General features: G+C 60.0%; 14 protein-coding genes. 9 read left to right on the top strand and 5 right to left on the bottom strand.

Going from position 1 to position 16,257, the window contains the following annotated elements; all coding sequences use genetic code 11:
- Positions 1–28: 28 nt before the first annotated feature.
- The 6 genes from glmU (at position 29) to CRO62_RS26395 (ending at position 5,250) form a co-directional block, all read left to right on the top strand.
- The gene (glmU, locus tag CRO62_RS26420) at positions 29–1,390 is read left to right on the top strand and encodes a bifunctional UDP-N-acetylglucosamine diphosphorylase/glucosamine-1-phosphate N-acetyltransferase GlmU (RefSeq protein WP_097102897.1); all 1,362 of its coding nucleotides are present in this window, start codon (positions 29–31) and stop codon (positions 1,388–1,390) included.
- A 204-nt stretch (positions 1,391–1,594) separates the two neighbouring features.
- Entirely contained in the window at positions 1,595–3,421 is a 1,827-nt protein-coding gene (gene glmS, locus CRO62_RS26415; protein ID WP_097102895.1) for a glutamine--fructose-6-phosphate transaminase (isomerizing), read from the top strand.
- On the top strand, positions 3,418–3,921 hold the full coding sequence (locus CRO62_RS26410; RefSeq protein ID WP_097102893.1) for a GNAT family N-acetyltransferase: 504 nt from the start codon (positions 3,418–3,420) through the stop codon (positions 3,919–3,921). The genes glmS and CRO62_RS26410 overlap by 4 nt, the downstream gene beginning before the upstream one ends.
- A 13-nt stretch (positions 3,922–3,934) precedes the next feature.
- On the top strand, positions 3,935–4,603 hold the full coding sequence (locus CRO62_RS26405) for a DUF502 domain-containing protein (RefSeq protein ID WP_003515749.1): 669 nt from the start codon (positions 3,935–3,937) through the stop codon (positions 4,601–4,603).
- A 114-nt stretch (positions 4,604–4,717) separates the two neighbouring features.
- On the top strand, positions 4,718–4,963 hold the full coding sequence (locus tag CRO62_RS26400) for a CopG family ribbon-helix-helix protein (RefSeq protein ID WP_077982071.1): 246 nt from the start codon (positions 4,718–4,720) through the stop codon (positions 4,961–4,963).
- Positions 4,960–5,250, top strand: coding sequence for a type II toxin-antitoxin system RelE/ParE family toxin (locus CRO62_RS26395; RefSeq protein WP_097102891.1), 291 nt, complete (start codon positions 4,960–4,962; stop codon positions 5,248–5,250). Before CRO62_RS26400 ends, CRO62_RS26395 begins: the two co-directional genes overlap by 4 nt.
- Before the next feature lie 25 nt (positions 5,251–5,275).
- Here the strand turns inward: CRO62_RS26395 and CRO62_RS26390 are convergent, their stop codons facing one another.
- The gene (locus tag CRO62_RS26390) at positions 5,276–5,548 is read right to left on the bottom strand and encodes a hypothetical protein (protein ID WP_097102889.1); all 273 of its coding nucleotides are present in this window, start codon (positions 5,546–5,548) and stop codon (positions 5,276–5,278) included.
- Between the two features lie 12 nt (positions 5,549–5,560).
- On the bottom strand, positions 5,561–7,666 hold the full coding sequence (gene recG, locus CRO62_RS26385) for an ATP-dependent DNA helicase RecG (RefSeq protein WP_097102887.1): 2,106 nt from the start codon (positions 7,664–7,666) through the stop codon (positions 5,561–5,563).
- Between the two features lie 187 nt (positions 7,667–7,853).
- On the opposite strand from recG, the gene CRO62_RS26380 reads away from it, so the two are divergent.
- The 3 genes from CRO62_RS26380 (at position 7,854) to CRO62_RS26365 (ending at position 12,408) form a co-directional block, all read left to right on the top strand.
- On the top strand, positions 7,854–8,165 hold the full coding sequence (locus CRO62_RS26380) for a succinate dehydrogenase assembly factor 2 (protein ID WP_003515739.1): 312 nt from the start codon (positions 7,854–7,856) through the stop codon (positions 8,163–8,165).
- A 3-nt stretch (positions 8,166–8,168) separates the two neighbouring features.
- Positions 8,169–11,666 carry a transcription-repair coupling factor gene (gene mfd, locus CRO62_RS26375; protein ID WP_097102884.1) on the top strand — a complete coding sequence of 1,166 codons (3,498 nt, stop codon included), beginning with the start codon at positions 8,169–8,171 and terminating at the stop codon, positions 11,664–11,666.
- Positions 11,667–12,063: 397 nt separating this feature from the next.
- Positions 12,064–12,408 carry a hypothetical protein gene (locus tag CRO62_RS26365; protein ID WP_097102882.1) on the top strand — a complete coding sequence of 115 codons (345 nt, stop codon included), beginning with the start codon at positions 12,064–12,066 and terminating at the stop codon, positions 12,406–12,408.
- A gap of 57 nt (positions 12,409–12,465) precedes the next feature.
- Here CRO62_RS26365 and CRO62_RS26360 read toward each other — a convergent pair whose 3' ends face one another.
- Genes CRO62_RS26360 through CRO62_RS26350 form a run of 3 tightly spaced genes read right to left on the bottom strand, consistent with a single transcriptional unit; the run spans position 12,466 to position 16,005 of the window.
- Positions 12,466–13,398: a DMT family transporter gene (locus tag CRO62_RS26360; RefSeq protein WP_097102880.1), complete on the bottom strand. Its 933-nt coding sequence runs from the start codon at positions 13,396–13,398 to the stop codon at positions 12,466–12,468.
- Between the two features lie 51 nt (positions 13,399–13,449).
- Positions 13,450–14,118: a DsbA family oxidoreductase gene (locus tag CRO62_RS26355; RefSeq protein ID WP_003515731.1), complete on the bottom strand. Its 669-nt coding sequence runs from the start codon at positions 14,116–14,118 to the stop codon at positions 13,450–13,452.
- Positions 14,119–14,157: 39 nt separating this feature from the next.
- The gene (locus CRO62_RS26350; protein ID WP_013636324.1) at positions 14,158–16,005 is read right to left on the bottom strand and encodes an extracellular solute-binding protein; all 1,848 of its coding nucleotides are present in this window, start codon (positions 16,003–16,005) and stop codon (positions 14,158–14,160) included.
- Positions 16,006–16,257: the final 252 nt, after the last annotated feature.

Here is a 16,257-nt window from a genome sequence, read left to right as displayed (position 1 = left end):
TGGCCGGTGACGGGGTGTTGGAGGTCTTATGGAGCGCAGCTCTCTAGCCGTTATTCTCGCAGCGGGCGACAGCACGCGCATGAAGTCTTCGAAGTCCAAGGTGCTTCATCCGGTCGCTGGACGCCCGATGATCGGACATGTGGTGGAGGCTGTTGCTGGAGCGGGCGTCGGCGCGGTGGCGCTGGTGGTAGGGCGCGATGCCGACAATGTCGCTGCTGCGGCAAGTCTCAAGGGCCTGCAGGTCGAGGCTTTCCTGCAAAAGGAACGCAAGGGCACCGGCCATGCGGTTCTTGCCGCACGCGAGGCGATCGAACGCGGTTTTGACGATGTCATCGTCGCTTATGGCGATGTGCCGCTCATCACCTCAGCCACTCTCGACAGGGCGCGCGAGGCGATTGCCGGCGGTGCCGATGTGGCCGTCATCGGGTTCCACACCGAGCGGCCCACGGGTTACGGGCGGCTTCTGGTCGAGAATGGCGAGCTGGTCGCGATCCGCGAGGAAAAGGACGCCACCGACGAGGAGCGCAAGGTCACCTGGTGCAACAGCGGATTGATGGCGATCAACGGCCGCAATGCGCTGGATTTGCTCGGCCGGATCGGCAACAGCAATGCGAAGGGCGAATATTATCTGACTGACATCGTCGAGATCGCCCGTTCTCTCGGCCGCCGCGCCATTGCCATCGATGCGCCGGAAAAGGAATTGACCGGCTGCAACAACCGCGCCGAACTCGCCTTCATCGAGAGGCTCTGGCAGGAGCGCCGCCGTCACGAATTGATGGTCGACGGCGTTTCGATGATCGCGCCTGAGACAGTATTCCTTTCCTTCGATACGAAGATCGGTCAGGATGTCCTGATCGAACCCAACGTCGTTTTCGGTCCCGGCGTGACGATCGAGCCGGGTGCGATCATTCATGCATTTTCGCATCTGGAAGGGGCCTATCTGGCCGAGGGTGCGGTTGTCGGTCCATTTGCGCGGTTGCGTCCGGGTGCAAACCTGCACGCCAATGCCAAGGTGGGCAATTTCTGTGAGGTCAAGAAGGCCGAGATCGGCGAGGGCGCAAAGGTCAACCATCTGACCTATATCGGCGATGCTTTCGTGGGTGCAGGCAGCAATATCGGCGCGGGTGCCATCACCTGTAATTATGACGGTTACAACAAGTCCGAAACGCGGATCGGAGCCAACAGCTTCATCGGTTCTAACTCGTCGCTGGTTGCTCCCGTCTCCATTGGAGAGCGGGCCTATATCGCCTCCGGCAGCGTTATTACCGATGACGTTCCTGCCGATGCGCTGGCTTTCGGGCGGGCGCGCCAGGAGGTGAAACCGGGCAGGGCGGTCGCCTTGCGCGAGCGGGCGAAAGCGCTGAAGGAAGCGAAGAAAAAATCCTCTTGAGAGACGTTACCGAGCGATACTGAAAGTGACCGGCGGCATAATTGCCGATTTCAGAGAAACGGTTAAAGCATTTCCAGTAAAGGTGCGCAGCGGTTTTACGTCAGGAAATGCGTCAGAACAAAAAGGTGGAGTATTTTCGCATTTCAGGGAAAGGCGGAAATACTCTGGAAGTTTCGGTGAAGAGATCGCCGTCTGGAGAAATATATGTGCGGAATTGTCGGAATTGTCGGAACCGAGCCCGTTGCTGAACGGCTTGTCGATGCGCTGAAGCGCCTCGAATATCGCGGTTACGATTCGGCGGGTGTCGCCACCATCGACAATGGCGCGATGGACCGTCGCCGGGCGGAAGGCAAGCTGTTCAATCTGGAAAAGCTGGTCTCTGAAAAGCCGCTGCCAGGTGTCGTCGGCATCGCGCATACGCGCTGGGCGACGCACGGCGTGCCGAACGAAACCAACGCCCACCCGCATTTCGTCGAAGGCGTTGCCGTCGTTCATAACGGCATCATCGAAAACTTCTCCGAATTGCGCGAGGAACTGAGCGCAGAGGGTGCAACCTTCACCACCCAGACCGACACCGAAGTGGTGGCGCAGCTTCTGGCAAAATACACCCGCGAAGGGCTTGGCCATCGCGAGGCAATGCTGAAGATGCTGAACCATGTGACGGGTGCCTATGCGCTGGTGGTGATGTTTCAGGACGATCCCCATACGCTGCTTTCGGCGCGTTCCGGCCCGCCGCTTGCCGTTGGTTACGGCAGGGGCGAGATGTTCCTGGGGTCCGACGCGATCGCGCTTTCGCCTTTCACCAATGAGATCACCTATCTGGTGGATGGCGACTGCGCAATCGTGACCCGTGAAGGTGCGGAAATCATCGATTTCTCCGGCAAGCCGGTGAAACGCGAGCGCCAGATTTCGCAGGCGACGGCTTTCGTGGTCGACAAGGGCAACCACCGCCATTTCATGGAAAAGGAAATCTACGAGCAGCCGGAAGTCATTTCCCATGCGCTCAGTCACTATGTGGATTTCGCCTCCAAAACCGTGAAGGATGCCGATAAGGCGATCGATTTCGCCAGGCTTTCCGGCCTTGCCATTTCCGCCTGCGGCACGGCCTATCTTTCCGGCCTGATCGGCAAATACTGGTTCGAGCGTTATGCGCGCCTGCCGGTGGAAATCGATGTCGCATCGGAATTCCGTTACCGCGAAATGCCACTTCAGCCGTCTCAGGCGGCGCTCTTCATCTCGCAATCGGGCGAGACCGCCGATACGCTCGCATCGCTGCGCTACTGCAAGCAGGAGGGGCTGAAGATCGGCGCCATCGTCAATGTGCGGGAATCGACCATCGCGCGCGAATCGGACGCCATTTTCCCGATCCTTGCAGGCCCGGAGATCGGGGTTGCCTCCACCAAGGCCTTCACCTGTCAGCTTGCGGTTCTCGCGTCTCTGGCAATCGCCGCTGGGAAGGCGCGCGGTACGCTTAAGCCGGGCGAGGAGAAGGAACTGGTACAGCAGTTGATCGAGATGCCCCGCATCATGAGCAAGGTGCTGAACCTTATCCAGCCACAGATCGAGGCGCTGTCGCGCGATCTGTCGCGTTTCAAGGATGTACTTTATCTTGGCCGCGGCACCAGCTTCCCGCTGGCGCTGGAAGGCGCACTGAAGCTCAAGGAAATTTCCTATATCCACGCCGAAGGTTATGCAGCCGGCGAGCTGAAGCATGGGCCAATCGCACTGATCGACGAGAACATGCCTGTTATCGTCATCGCGCCGCATGACCGCTTCTTTGAAAAAACGGTTTCGAACATGCAGGAAGTGGCCGCGCGCGGCGGCCGCATCATCTTCATAACCGACGAGAAGGGCGCAGCTGCCTCCAAGCTCGACACCATGGCGACGATCACGCTGCCGAATGTCGACGAGCTGATCGCGCCGATGGTCTTCTCGCTGCCGATCCAGCTGCTGGCCTATCACACCGCCGTCTTCATGGGCACGGATGTGGACCAGCCGCGCAATCTGGCGAAATCGGTGACGGTGGAATGATCATCCGGCCTGAGCGGCAGGGCGATGAAGAAGCGATTGCTCGCGTTACGGAAGATGCCTTCCGTAACGTCGATTACAGCGACAAGACGGAACATCTGATCATCGAACGGCTTCGCGAGGCCGGTGCGCTGACTGTTTCTCTGGTTGCCGAGGACAGCGAAGGCATCATCGGCCATGTCGGTTTTTCACCGGTAACACTGTCGGGCGGCGAGACCGGCTGGTTCTGTCTTGCGCCCTTATCGGTGGCGCCGGACCGGCAAAGGCAGGGTGTCGGTTCAGGGCTGGTTCGGGAAGGGCTTGCCGCGCTGGACCGTCTGAGTGCTTCTGGTGCAGTTGTCGCGGGCGATCCGGACTATTACGGCCGCTTCGGTTTTCGCCATGTTGAGGGCATGAGCGCCACCGGAATTCCTGACGAATATTTCACAGTTCTTCGCTTGCATGGTGGAACTCCATCCGGCATTGTCGGTTTTCATCCGGGTTTCGATAGCGACAACGCTTAATTCCGAACGGTAAATGACCGATATTCCAGTCAAAATTTCATTCGCAGCCCGTCTGCGCAACAGCTTCCTTACGGGCGTCCTCATCCTTGCGCCTGTCACCATCACCATGTGGCTGGTATGGAGCTTCCTGCAATGGGCGGATAGCTGGGTTAAGCCCTATATTCCCGCCCGTTACGATCCCGAGCAATATTTCGATGTGGCGATTCCCGGCTTCGGCCTGCTGATCGCCGTTATCGGCATCACGCTCATCGGCTTTCTCGGCAACAACCTCATTGGCAAATGGATCGTTGGCGTCGGCGAATCCGTTCTCAACCGCATGCCGCTGGTGCGGCCTATCTACAAGAGCATCAAGCAGCTGTTCGAATCCGTCCTGAAAGAGCATTCGAACTCTTTCAAGAAGGTCGGCCTTATCGAGTTTCCGTCACCCGGCACCTGGGCGATGGTATTCGTATCCTCGGAGGTCAAGGGCGAGCTTGCCCATCGCTTCAACGAGATGGGCCAGGAGATGGTCGCGGTCTTCCTGCCGCCGACTCCGGTGCCGACGGCGGGTTTCCTGCTGTTCGTGCCGAAGGACAAGATCGTGATGCTGGACATGACACCGGAAGACGCGGCGAAACTGCTGATATCAGGTGGTCTGGTGGCTCCGGATTTCACGCCGCCGAAAATGATTGCGCCGGTTTGAGGATTTGTCACGCACTGGGTTCGCTGCTCTGTTCTCCCTTGAGTTTTGATGCCCAAGGTTGACGAACCAATGTGGTTCACCGATAATCATAGTGAACCACGAAAGGTCGCAACCATGACTGCATTCACGGTGCGCTTGCCGGACGAAGTTGCCAACAAGCTTGAACAGCTGGCGGAAAAGCTTGATCGCTCGCGGTCCTACATGGCGGCACGGGCGATTGAGGACTTTGTTGCTCGCGAAGAGTGGCAGCTCGCGGAAATCGAGGCCGGTTTGGCGGAAGCGGATCGCGGCGAGTTTGGAACGCAAGACGATCTGGCAAACATTGTCGGAAAATATGTAAAGTCCGCTCGGCCGTCATGAGCGACCGGAGAATTCGCTGGACTGTGCGGGCGCTGCGACGGCTCGATGAAATCGGCAGGCATATCGAAACGGACAATCCGGCCGCTGCCGCCCGCGTGATTTCCCGTGTTGTTTCAGCGGCCGATATCTTGGTGGAGCAACCAGCTATGGGACGGGTCGGGCGCATTAGGGGAACGCGGGAAGCCGTGCTGTCCGACATTTCCTACATCGTTGTCTATCGTGTTGGCCGGGATATCGAAATCCTGACGGTTATTCACACCTCGCAGCGATGGCCGTCGGCACTTTAACCAAACTATTTCTCAGACGCCTCGATCAATCCTCGTCATCGAGATCATCCACCTCTGTTCCCGTCGTGGTCGCGTGGAACACGGGGACGAAAAGCCGCATATAGACCAGCCGCACGCTCCAGCCCTGTTCCAGTGCCTCCGTCCATGCCTTCTTGCGGCCGGGCTTCTTGAAGGCCTTGCCGATCGCTTTCTTCTGGCTTTTGGCGAAGGTGTCGGGTTGCAGGACATTCTGCGGCGAGCAGAGCGCGTAGCCCTTTCTGAAGGCGGGCGGTGGGCGGCGTGGGTCGATCATGTTCATGGCGGTTCACTTTCAGCCGGCGTGCAGGAAGCGGATGGCTTCGTCGCGGCGGTGCAGATAGAGCAGGGTGCGCAGGCTTTCGCCGCGCGGGCCGGTCAATTCGGGGTCGCGCTCGATGACATAGGCGGCGTCTTTGCGGGCGATTTCCAGGAGGTCGGCATGGGCTTCGAGGCTGGCGATGCGGAAGCCCGGGGTGCCGGACTGGCGGGTGCCGAGGAGTTCGCCTTCGCCGCGCAGCTTCAAATCCTCTTCCGCAATCAGGAAGCCGTCCTCGCTGTCGCGCAGGATGGAAAGTCGGGCGCGGCCGTTTTCGCTGAGCGGCCCCTTGTAGAGCAGGATGCAGGTGGAGGCCTCGTCACCGCGTCCAACCCGGCCACGCAGCTGGTGAAGCTGGGCAAGGCCGAAACGTTCGGCATGTTCGATGACCATGATCGTGGCGTCCGGAACGTCGACACCCACTTCCACCACCGTCGTTGCCACCAGCAGCCGGGTTTCGCCGTTCTTGAAAGCCAGCATGGCGGCGTCCTTCTCCGGGCCGCTCATGCGCCCATGGATGAGACCGATATTGGCTCCGAGCATCTGCGAGAGAACCGCATGGCGTTCCTCAGCCGACATCAGGTCGGACTCTTCCGTCTCCTCCACCAGCGGGCAGATCCAGTAGGCCTTCTTGCCCTCCTTCAGCGCGGCGCGCAGCCGCTCAACGATGTCGCCGATGCGCTCTGTGGGGATCGTCACGGTCTGGATGGGTTTTCGTCCGGCCGGTTTTTCGGTGAGTTTCGACACATCCATGTCGCCGAAGGCGGCCAGCACCAGCGTGCGGGGAATGGGCGTGGCGGTCATAACAAGCATATGCGGCGTGATGCCCTTGGCGGTGAGACGCAGGCGCTGGTGTACGCCGAAACGGTGCTGCTCATCCACCACGGCCAGCACGAGGTTCTTGTAACTCACGCTGTCCTGGAACAGCGCGTGGGTGCCGATGACGATCTGTGCCTCACCGGAGGCCACGCGTTCCTCGATCTCGCGACGCTCCTTGCCCTTGGTGCGGCCGGTCAGCACCTCAACCGTGATGCCCGCGGCATTGGCGAGTTTGGAGATGGTGGAGAAATGCTGCCGGGCAAGAATTTCGGTCGGGGCCATCAGCACGGCCTGTCCGCCGGCCTCGACGGCGGTTGCCATAGCCATCAGCGCCACCAGCGTCTTGCCCGCGCCGACATCGCCCTGCAACAGCCGCAACATACGGTCCTCGCTGGCCATATCGGTCAGGATATCTTTCACCGAGGCATTCTGGCTCGGCGTCAGGGAGAAGGGCAGTTGCGACAGGATTTTTGCAGCAATGTCCCCCTTGGCGCGGATCGGCTGGCCCGCGACCTTGCGCAGTCTTTGCCGCACCAGCGCCAGCGATAATTGTCCGGCGAGGAATTCGTCATAGGCAAGCCGTCTACGCGCCGGGGCCTGCGGCTCTATATCGGCGCTGTCGCGTGGGTCGTGCAGCTCACGGAAGCTCGATGCCACGTCGCCGAATCCCTGACGGGTCTTCAGGGCCTCGTCGATCCATTCGGGAAAGACCGGCAGTTTCGAAAGCCCGCCTTCGATTGCCCGCCGCAGCACCTTCGGAGACAGCCCGGCTGTCATGGGATAAACGGCTTCGACCAGCGGCAGGTTCTCGGCCTCGGAAAGCTTCACCATGAAATCTGGATGCACCATGGAGGCGCGGCCGTTGAACCAGTCCACCTTGCCGCTGACGAGAACCTCTTCATCGACGGGCAAGGCCTTGGAAAGCCAGTCTCCCTTGGCGCGGAAGAAGGTCAGCGCCAGTTCCCCGGTCTCGTCATGCAGGAAAACACGGTAGGGTGCGGAACGATTGCCTGGTGGAGCTGGCTGATGCCGGTCGACACGTCCCTGGATGGTGACAATGGCGCCGGGAGTGGCAAGAGCGATGCCCGGGCGGTTGCGCCGGTCGATGACGTTTGATGGTGCGTGGAACAGAAGATCGATCACGCGGGTGTCGTCGGCATTTTCCCGGCTCAGCAGTTTGGCCAGAAGGTCGGCAAGCTTCGGCCCCACACCGGCAAGGGTGGAGACGGAAGCAAATAGCGGATCGAGAATGGCGGGACGCATGCTCAGCAAAATCGGGGAAGGGGACGCGTTATGCAAGACGTGGCGCCCGACAAAGGCTGTTTATCACCGGCAGATTTTAGTCGCCGTGGCATTATTTCGATAAAAACCGGTTCCAAGCGTTCGCCTCCTGTTCTATAGGAGGGCGCAATCAACATCCTGTTGAATAGCCAACCGAAAGGTGAATGCGATGACTGGACTGGTGCGCACGAGCGCCGACCTCGATCCGAGGCGCAGGCGGATACTTTACCGCTGCTGGCACCGGGGCATTCGCGAGATGGATCTGGTGCTCGGGCAATTTGCGGAAGACAATATTGCCGGGCTTTCCGACGATCAGCTCGACGAGCTGGAAATCATCATGGCGGAAGAGGATAACGACCTCGTCAAGATGGTGACAGGTGCCCTGCCGGTGCCGGAAAAATTCCAGACCCCGTTGTTCGAGAAGATCGCCTCTTACCGTCCCGATTTCGATCTCGTCACAGCCGAAACCCTGAAGGCCTGAAACATGATAGCCGGATTCGATGCAAAGCTGGTGGCGTCGGCCGATACGCCGCTGACCATCGGAAACGTGCCCTCCGGCATGGAAGCCCTGCTGCTCGCCGATATGGCGCGGGCGGGAACATCGGTGGCTTACGTGATGTCGGACGGCCAACGGGTCGCCGATCTCGAACAGATCCTTGGTTTTGTCGCGCCGGATATTCCGGTGCTGACGCTGCCGGCCTGGGATTGTCTGCCTTATGACCGCGTGTCACCGAGTGCGGACACCTCGGCGCGCCGGCTCGCGGCACTTGCCGGCCTCATCAATCACGCCAAGAAACCGCATCCGGCCATCGTTCTCGTCACTGTCAACGCCATGCTGCAGAAGATGGCGCCGCGCGACATCATCGAGAGCCTGGGCTTTTCGGCCAAGCCCGGCAACCAGATCCGCATGGAGGACATCGCCGCGCGGCTGGAGCGCAACGGTTTCGACCGGGTGGCGACGGTGCGTGAAGTGGGTGAATTCGCCGTGCGCGGCGGCATTCTCGATGTCTTCGTGCCGGGCACCGAAGAGCCGGTGCGGCTCGATTTCTTCGGCGATACGCTGGAAAGCATCCGCACCTTCGATCCGGCCAGCCAGCGCACCATCGCACAGGCGCGCTCGCTCGATCTCAATCCGATGAGCGAAGTGACGCTGACGCCGGATACGATCGGCCGTTTCCGCAAGAATTACCTGTCGCTATTCGGTGCGGCGACGCGCGACGATGCGCTTTATCAGGCCGTCTCCGAAGGCCGCCGTTATGCCGGCATGGAGCACTGGCTGCCGCTGTTTTACGAAGAGCTGGAAACCGCCTTCGATTATCTCAGCGGTTTCCGTATCGTCACCGACCATACGGCGCGCGAGGCGGCGAAGGAACGCTCCAAGCTGGTCCTCGATTATTACGAGGCGCGGCGGGCTTCCGGCGAGACCAAGGGCTCGACGCAGGGCGCGCCATACAAGCCGGTATCGCCTGGGCAAATCTATCTCGACGGCAAGAGCTTCGAGGCGGCGCTTGCGAGCGTCAATGCGGTGCGGCTGACGCCCTTCAACGAACACGATAGCGGAGGCCGCCCGGTCGCGACGCTTGATGCCCATGTGGGACCGCGCTGGGCACGTCCACCGACCGAAGGCGATAGCGAAGAGCGGGTCAATGTTTTCGATCTGGCGGTAAAGCACATTGCCGAGCGCCGGGCCAAGGGCTGGAAGGTGTTGATCACCGGCTGGTCGGAAGGTTCGCTCGACCGGCTGTTGCAGGTCTTGAACGAACACGGGCTTGAAAAGATCAAGCCGGTGACATCTCTGAAAGAGGTGGAGAAACTCGGCAAGGGTGAGGCGGCTTCGGCGGTGCTGAGCCTCGAAGCCGGGTTTGAGACCGGAACGCTCGCGATCATCGGCGAGCAGGATATTCTTGGCGACCGCATGGTGCGCCGTTCCAAGCGCCGCAAGCGCGGCGCGGATTTCATCGCGGAAGTGGCGGGGCTGGACGAAGGCTCGCTCGTGGTTCACGCCGAACACGGCATCGGTCGCTTCGTCGGTCTCCAGACCATCGAGGCAGCGGGCGCGCCGCGCGCCTGTCTGGAGCTGCATTATGCCGACGACGCCAAGCTGTTCCTACCGGTCGAAAACATCGATCTTCTCTCGCGTTATGGTTCTGATGCCGCGGAAGCCACGCTCGACAAGCTCGGCGGCGGCGCATGGCAGATGCGCAAGGCCAAGCTCAAGAAGCGCCTGCTCGATATGGCCGACGAGCTTATCCGCATTGCAGCCGCGCGTCTGGTGCGCCACGCGCCGGCGCTCATCGCACCGGACGGGCTTTACGACGAGTTTGCCGCCCGTTTCCCCTATGACGAGACCGAGGACCAGCTGAACGCCATCGACGCTGTTCGCGACGATCTCGGTGCCGGGCGGCCGATGGATCGTCTGATCTGCGGCGATGTCGGTTTCGGCAAGACCGAAGTGGCCTTGCGCGCCGCTTTCCTTGCCGCCATGAATGGCGTTCAGGTGGCGGTGGTGGTGCCGACCACGCTTCTGGCGCGACAGCATTTCCGTACCTTTTCCGAACGGTTTCGCGGTCTGCCGATCCGGGTGCAGCAGGCCTCGCGCCTTGTGGGTTCGAAGGAGCTTGCGCTCACCAAGAAGGAAGTGGCTGATGGAAAGACCGACATTGTCGTCGGCACCCATGCGCTGCTCGGTGCGGGCATCAGCTTTGCCAATCTTGGCCTGCTGATCATCGATGAGGAGCAGCATTTCGGTGTGAAGCACAAGGAGCGCCTGAAGGAGCTGAAAAGCGACGTGCATGTGCTGACGCTGTCGGCAACGCCCATTCCGCGCACCTTGCAGCTGGCCATGACCGGCGTGCGCGAGCTGTCGCTCATCACCACGCCGCCAGTGGACCGCATGGCGGTTCGCACCTTCATTTCACCCTTCGATCCGCTGGTAATCCGCGAAACGCTGATGCGCGAGCATTATCGCGGTGGCCAGAGCTTTTACGTCTGCCCGCGCCTTGCCGATCTCGCCGATATCCATGCATTCCTGCAGTCGGACGTGCCGGAACTGAAGGTGGCGGTGGCGCACGGCCAGATGGCGGCGGGTGAACTCGAAGACATCATGAACGCCTTCTATGACGGCAAATACGATGTGCTGCTTTCGACCACCATCGTCGAATCCGGCCTCGACGTGCCAACCGCCAATACGCTGATCGTGCACCGCGCCGACATGTTCGGTCTTGCCCAGCTTTACCAGCTGCGTGGTCGTGTCGGTCGTTCCAAGGTCCGCGCCTTCGCGCTGTTCACCCTTCCAGTCAATAAGGTGTTGACGACGATGGCGGAGCGGCGGCTGAAAGTGCTGCAATCGCTCGACACACTCGGCGCCGGTTTCCAGCTTGCCAGCCACGATCTCGATATTCGCGGCGCGGGCAATCTGCTTGGCGAAGAACAGTCCGGCCACATCAAGGAAGTTGGTTTCGAGCTTTACCAGCAGATGCTGGAAGAGGCCGTGGCCGAAGTGAAGGGTGACGAAGAGGTGCGCGACAGCGGCTGGTCGCCGCAAATCTCGGTCGGCACCTCGGTGATGATCCCGGAAGACTACGTGCCGGATCTGCATCTGCGCATGGGTCTCTACCGCCGTCTCGGCGAGCTTGCGGATATAAGCGAGATCGACGGTTTCGGTGCAGAAATGATCGACCGTTTCGGCCCGCTGCCGAAGGAAGTGCAGCATCTGCTCAAGATCGTCTACATCAAGTCGCTCTGCCGCACGGCCAATGTCGAGAAGGTGGATGCCGGGCCGAAAGGCGTGGTTGTGCAGTTCCGCAACAAGGAATTCCCCAATCCGGCAGCGCTTGTCGGTTACATTGGCAAGCAGGGTTCGATGGCGAAAATCCGCCCGGACCACAGCCTGTTCCTGAACCGCGATCTGCCGACGCCGGAAAAACGGCTGGCGGGTGCGGCGATGGTCATGACGCAATTGGCGGAGCTGGCTCGGTCGTAGATTTGAGCTTCAGGGGGTTGCCCGTTCGACAACTGACCGAAGGTGGGTGGGGTTTACCCCCCTCTGCCCTGCCGGGCATCTCCCCCACAGGTGGGGAGATCAATATGCGGCGAAGTTTTGCCCATCTTGACGTTGGAGAATGAAGTGGTGACAGCGCGTCTTGCCGATCTCCCTCCTTGTGGGGGAGATGCCCGGCAGGGCAGAGGGGGGTAAGCCACACCCTCCTTCGGTTCATTATCCATTGGTCAGTCCTCGTAAAACCCAACCAGCAAAGGCTCAGCGACATTACCGCGATGTAACGAGACGGACATGTATCGGTAGTCTTCGTGGGCGTAATCTTTCCTTCATACCCGGTGCGGCGGATCGTAAAGCCGCCGGGTCTTGAAGGAGCAGGACGATGTGGACCAACATCAACAGGTTTGCCACCGCTGGTCTGGTTGCTTTGACAATTGCGGGCACCACAATTGCCACCACCAGTCAGGCGGAAGCGCGCAATAATTTCGGCCGCGGCCTTGCCGCCGGGATCGCAGGAACGATCATTGGCGGAGCGCTCATCGCCGGGGCAAGGCATCCCGGTTACGCTTATGGCCCCGCTTATTATGCACCAGCCTACGGTCCACCCGTCTACGCCGCGCCAGCTTATGGACCGCCTGTTGCTTACCAACCGGTTTATCCGCGCTGCCACGTGGCTTGGCGACAGAACGCCTGGGGCGACATGTATCGGGTCAGGGTTTGTGATTGATCGAATGCCATGCCAGCGACGCAAACATGCGTCGCTGGTTCTCATGCATTTTCGACTTTAGCGCTCGTCTTCCGGCGTGATCCCGACGGCCACATTCTGGTCGGTTGCGGCGATGGAGGCGGGCAGCGGCACTTTTCGCTGCTTCTCACGGATGAGCGTCAACAGGCCGGAGCCGACGATCAGGGCGATGCCCATCAACATCCAGCCATCAATACGGTCGCCGAAAATCAGGTAACCGAACAGGATGGCCCAGAGCATCTGGCTGTATTGCGTTGGGCCGATCATGGCGGCGGGTGCATATTGGGCAGCATACATGACAAGCACGTTGCCAAGCGCCCCTAACAGTCCATATCCCGCCAGCAGCAACCATTGTTCACCGCCCGGCATGATGAAGGTTGGCAGCATGGCGATGCCGCTGATGGTAAGACAGCCCAATACGCCGGCCCCATACAGCGAGACGTTCTTTTCCGATGGGCCCATGGCGCGGAAGATGACGATGCTGAGTGCGCCGCTGAAGCCGCCGATGATGGCGCCGATATGGCCGATGCCGAGTTCACGGAAACCCGGCCGCAGGATGACCAGCACCCCGAGGAAACCGATGATGACCGCAGACCAGCGGCGGATGCCCACCTGTTCCTTCAAAAACACCACCGACATGATGGTGACGAACGAAGGAAGAAGGAAGATCAGCGCAAAGGCTTCGGCCATGGAAAGATGGGTGAAAGCGGTGACGCTGCCAACGGCACCCGTACCGGCGGCGAAAAATCGGATGATCCATAAAGGCCGGTTGGTCGTCTTCACCACATCCATCCAGCGATCATTGCGCTTGCGGATGAAGGGCAGGGCGATGAGGCCGAACAGGGCACCGAAGAAGGCCGATTCGATCGGCGAAATCTGGCCTTCTATGAGTTTAACGCTCGCGTCGCTCCATGCGTAGGCAGCGAAGGCGGCAAAGGCAAGCAGAATGCCTTTCAGGGTCTGGTCGGACACGGGAAAACACCAACAGTTTATCGATTAGGGCAAGCTGCCGGTGTTCGACCGTCAGTTCATCGACTTATGCTCGTCCGCCTTGATTTTTGCAATATCCCGCAGTGCAGCAATCAATACATCAGGCGTTTGTGCACCGCTGATGGCGTATTTCTGGTCGACGATGAAGAACGGTACGCCGGAAACACCCATTTGCTGCGCCGCGTCAATTTCGGCAATTACCGTGTCCTTGTCCGCATCCGATGCCAGAAGCCGTGTTACCACCTTGGCGTCCATGCCTGCCTTTTCGGCGATATCGGTCAGCACGGCATGATCGCCGATATTGCGGCCTTCCTCGAAATTCGCCTTGAACAAAGCGGTGACGATCCTTTCCTGAACGTCGCGGCCTTCCGCATGTGCCCAGAGCGACAGGCGATGTGCGTCGAGCGTGTTCGGGCCAATCTTGATTGCATCGAAATCGTAATGGATGCCGACCTGTTTGCCGAGTTCAACCAGCGAGGCATGGGCCTGCTCTAGACGCTCCTTGCCGAGCTTTTCCTCAAGCGCGGCCTTCTGGTCAACGCCTTCAGGCGGGTAATCCGGGTTGAGCCGGTAAGGTCGCCAGTTCACGTCGACGCTGATTTCGTCCTGCACCTCGGCAATGGCAAGATCGAGCCTTGCCTTGCCCAGATAGCACCAGGGGCAGACCATATCCGATACGACGTCGATAACGATGCGTTCCATGGCTTTATCTTCCGTTGTCTTGGACCGGGCAGGGGCGGGTTATTGCGCCCGCGCATCCCACCAGGTCTGTTTCTGATTGCCTGATATCGGGGTCATATCCGGGCGGTCGATATATTTCCAGCGGGCTATCCATTGCGCGCCAATGTAGTAGAGCGGAATGACATAGTGGCCGGCGACGAGAAGGCGGTCATAGCCACGCACCGCCGCCTGAAAATCCTCCGTGGATCGGGCCTGCAACAGGGCCTCGATCATTCGGTCGATGTCGGGGCTGGCCGCACCCGCATAGTTGAAGCTGCCCTGCGCATCCCGCGACAATGAACTCCAGCGGTTGAGCTGCTCGGCGCCCGGCGAGAGCGATGAGGGCAGGGACCGGATTATCATGTCGTAATCGAAGCTGTTGGAGCGTGCCTGATATTGGCCATCGTCAACCGAACGGATGCCCATGGCGACGCCGATCAGGTTCAGCGAACGCTGATAGGCAAGCGCTATGCGTTCCTGCGCCGGGTTCTGCGTCATGATCTCGAATGCGAGCTGGCGGCCATTGGCGTCGGACATCCTGCCGTTCTTGATGCTGTATCCGGCCTCTTTCAGCTTATCGACGGCGAGCTTCAGGACCTTGCGGTCCGCGCCGGTCCCGTCGGTGGTGGGCATGGCATAGGTTCCCGCCAGAAGTTCCGGCGGCATGCTCTTGGCCGCATCGCCAAGCAGCGCAAGTTCGCGCTCATCTGCGGCATTGCCATAGGCACCGAGCGCGGAGTTCTGCCAGTAGCTCTGTGTGCGCTTGAAGGCGCCGCCGAGAATGTTCTTGTTCATCCACTCGAAATCGAGCGCATAGGACAGGCCCTCGCGCACCTTTTCGTCTGCAAAGACCGCGCGGCGGGTATTGAAGACAAGGCCGAACATGCCCGATGGCAGGCGCGGCTGGAACACATCCTTGACGATATCGCCGCGATGAACGGCGGGGAAGTTGTAGGCCTGGCCCCAATGAGACGTATCGGAGGTGCCGTTGATGGCGTCGCCTTCGGGATAGATGTCGATATCGCCTTTCTTGAAGGCCTCGAACATGGTGGTGACCTGAAGGAAATAGGTGATGCTGATCTCGTCGTAATTCTCGAAGCCGACCTTGCTCGGGATATCCTTGCCCCAATAGTCCGGGTTTCGCTCCCAGATGATTCGTTCACCCGGCCGCAATGTCTTGATTCGGTATGGACCCGACCCGACAACAGCGCCGAGGCCCGCCTGCTCGAATTTTTCCGGATCGATTGCGTGTTTCGGCAAAATCGGGGTGGAAGAGGCGAGAATGAGCGGCGTTTCGCGGTTCGCCCTGTCGTTGAAGGTGAAGCGGACGCCGTGTTCGCCGATCTTTTCCAGTTTCGCCACGCCGTCTAGGCGGCTGTTGAACGGCGGACGGCCTTTTTCCTTCAGGAGATTGAATGTGAAGATAACATCGTCAGGCGTCACCGGCTCGCCATCCGACCACTTGGCCTTGGGATTGATGTTGAACTGGGTGAAGGTGCGTTCCTCGTCCCACTCCACGGTTTCCGCAAGCAGGCCGTAAAGGCTGAAAGGCTCGTCGCTCGAGCGCTGCATCAGCGGCTCGTAGAGGAGATTGCCGAATTCAGGGTCCCAGACGCCGCGCGCCGTGGTGCGCATTCCCTTGAGAACAAAGGGGTTGAGGCTGTCAAAGGTGCCGACGACACCGTAGGATATGCGACCACCTTTTTTCACGTCCGGATTGACATAAGGGAAGTGCCGGAAGTCGGCGGGAAGTTCCGGCGTGCCGTGCATGGAAATGCCGTGAAGCGGCTGCGCCACGGCAATTTCCGGAGAAAGCAGCGCCGTTCCCCAAAGAAACAATGCGGGGATGAGGGCCGCAAGCTTGCGCATGTCACTATCCTGTCTCAACTGTCGGTCCGTTTTGTCGTCGTGGTCGGTTATCGTCACGATTGGTTTTTTGTTATGATTCTGGCGAATATGTAGCACAAGCCCATGGCTGGACCCATGCGAGGGCGGGAAATCTTGGGTTGCCTCAAGAAAAAGTTAAAGAAGTGCTGGATATCGCCGCGAACGGCATGTAACAGGGTGGCCGGAAGAGACGGGTCACGCATTTGCCTCATTTAAACGACAGTTGAACGGGCA

The organism is Rhizobium sp. AN6A (assembly GCF_900215635.1).
GTDB classification, from domain to species: domain Bacteria; phylum Pseudomonadota; class Alphaproteobacteria; order Rhizobiales; family Rhizobiaceae; genus Agrobacterium; species Agrobacterium tumefaciens.
Note: the sequence above shows the minus strand (reverse complement) of the source record. Positions and strands in the feature narration are given on the sequence as shown.